At 62.8% G+C, this 2,102-nt stretch carries 1 protein-coding gene; it reads right to left on the bottom strand.

Annotation, left to right across the window (positions count from 1 at the left end; all coding sequences use genetic code 11):
- A partial coding sequence (gene mdoH / locus HX846_RS22730; RefSeq protein ID WP_178966130.1) for a glucans biosynthesis glucosyltransferase MdoH occupies positions 1–2,102 on the bottom strand: 2,102 nt, incomplete at both ends.

Below are 2,102 nucleotides of genomic sequence, written 5' to 3'. Positions count from 1 at the left end.
TGAGCAAGGCCAGGCGTTCACCGTTGTTGAGGCCGGCCGGGCCGACTTTCAACGCGTGGCGAACCCGGTCAACACGCAGCCACTCAATCGGCTCCGCCTGCCCGTGACGGGAAGTTGCCAACGCGCACGCCAGGGCGTTCTGCTGCGGATCGACCACCGCCCGCACAAAACCGTCATTGAGCGCATGCCAACGGTTTTCGTGGGTGTACTTGTCGGTCGACAACAGCGCCTGGGGCGGATTGTATTCCTCGGGGATCAGGAACAGGCTCTCGTCGCGAGACTTGAGGCCCAGTTTGACCCGGCTGGAAATCACCGACACCGGAATCGACAGCATCAGCGAACCGACGATCGGCACCAGCCACCACAGGAAGCTTGGGTTCAACCACACCACCAGCAGCGCCCAGAAGAAGCCGAGCAGGGTCTGCGGACCGTGGCGCTTGACTGCCTCGCTCCATGGTGTGGAGTCGTCGTCACGCTGTGGCGAGTTCCAGGTCGCCGCCCAGCCGAGGAACGCGGCCAGTACGAAACGGGTGTGGAAAATCATCCGCACCGGCGCCAGCAACATGGAGAACAGCATCTCCAGCAGCATCGACAGGGTCACCTTGAACTTGCCGCCGAACTCTTTCGCGCCCTTGGCCCAGATCAGGATGATGCTCAGCAACTTAGGCAGGAACAGCAGCACGATGGTGGTGGAGAACAGCGCCACCGCCTTGTCCGGATGCCATTGTGGCCACAACGGATACAACTGGCGCGGCGCCATGAAGTATTGCGGCTCCATCAGTGTGTTGACCGCCAGCAAGGCCGTGGACAGCACCAGGAAGAAGAACCACAACGGCGCCGACAGGTACGACATCACGCCGGTGAGGAACACCGCACGGTGCACCGGGTGCATGCCTTTTACCAAAAACAGGCGGAAGTTCATCAGGTTGCCGTGGCACCAGCGACGGTCACGCTTGAGTTCGTCCAGCAGGTTCGGCGGCAGCTCTTCGTAGCTGCCCGGCAAGTCGTAGGCAATCCACACGCCCCAGCCGGCACGGCGCATCAGCGCAGCTTCAACGAAGTCGTGGGAAAGAATCGCACCGGCAAACGCACCTTTACCCGGCAACGGCGCCAGGGCGCAGTGCTCGATAAACGGCTTCATGCGGATGATCGCGTTGTGACCCCAGTAGTGGGATTCACCCAACTGCCAGAAGTGCAGGCCGGCGGTAAACAGCGGGCCGTACACCCGGGTGGCGAACTGCTGCATGCGCGCATACAGGGTATCCATGCCCGACGCACGTGGCGCGGTCTGGATAATCCCGGCATCCGGCGTGGCTTCCATCAGGCGCACCAGGCTGGTCAGGCATTCGCCGCTCATCACGCTGTCGGCGTCGAGCACCACCATGTACTTGTAGTCACCGCCCCAGCGACGGCAGAAGTCGTCGAGGTTGCCGCTCTTGCGTTTGACGCGACGGCGACGACGGCGATAGAAGATCTTGCCGAAGCCACCGGCTTCGCGGCACACGTCGAGCCAGGCTTGCTGCTCGGCGATGCAGATGTCGGCCTCGTTGCTGTCGCTGAGGACGAAGAAGTCGAAACGGTCCAGGTCACCGGTGGCAGCCACCGATTCGAACGTCGCGCGCAGGCCGGCAAATACCCGGGGCACGTCTTCGTTGCAGATCGGCATGACCAGGGCGGTGCGGGCGTCTTTCGGAATCGGCTCGTCACCGGCACTTTTACCGGAGATACGGTATTTATCGTGACCGGTCAGCAGTTCCAGGAAGCCCATCAGCGCGGTCCAGAAACCGGCCGAGACCCAGCAGAACAGAATCCCGAACAGCACCAGGATGCTGGTTTGCAGGGCGTAAGGCAGTACCTGGGTCGCGGTTTGCAGCAGGGTCTGGTTGCGGATCTCGTCAAAGTCGACGAAGGACCAGCCCTGGTACGGCATGATGCCTTTCATGTACCAGCCGGCAACGATCGTCTGGCCGAGCATCAGCACCAGCAGGATATAGCGACGGATCGAACCGACGGTGCGCCAGCGGGCGGCCGGCAGTACGCGCTCATCCTTCGGCGGGGCCGGTGGATTCGTGCGGCCGGTCAGGCGGCGCCAGCCACGCACC

Origin of the sequence: Pseudomonas sp. K5002, assembly GCF_013386655.1 — a bacterium.
Lineage (GTDB): Bacteria > Pseudomonadota > Gammaproteobacteria > Pseudomonadales > Pseudomonadaceae > Aquipseudomonas.
The sequence above is the reverse complement of the archived record's forward strand: the minus strand, read 5'-3'. Positions and strand labels throughout refer to the sequence as shown.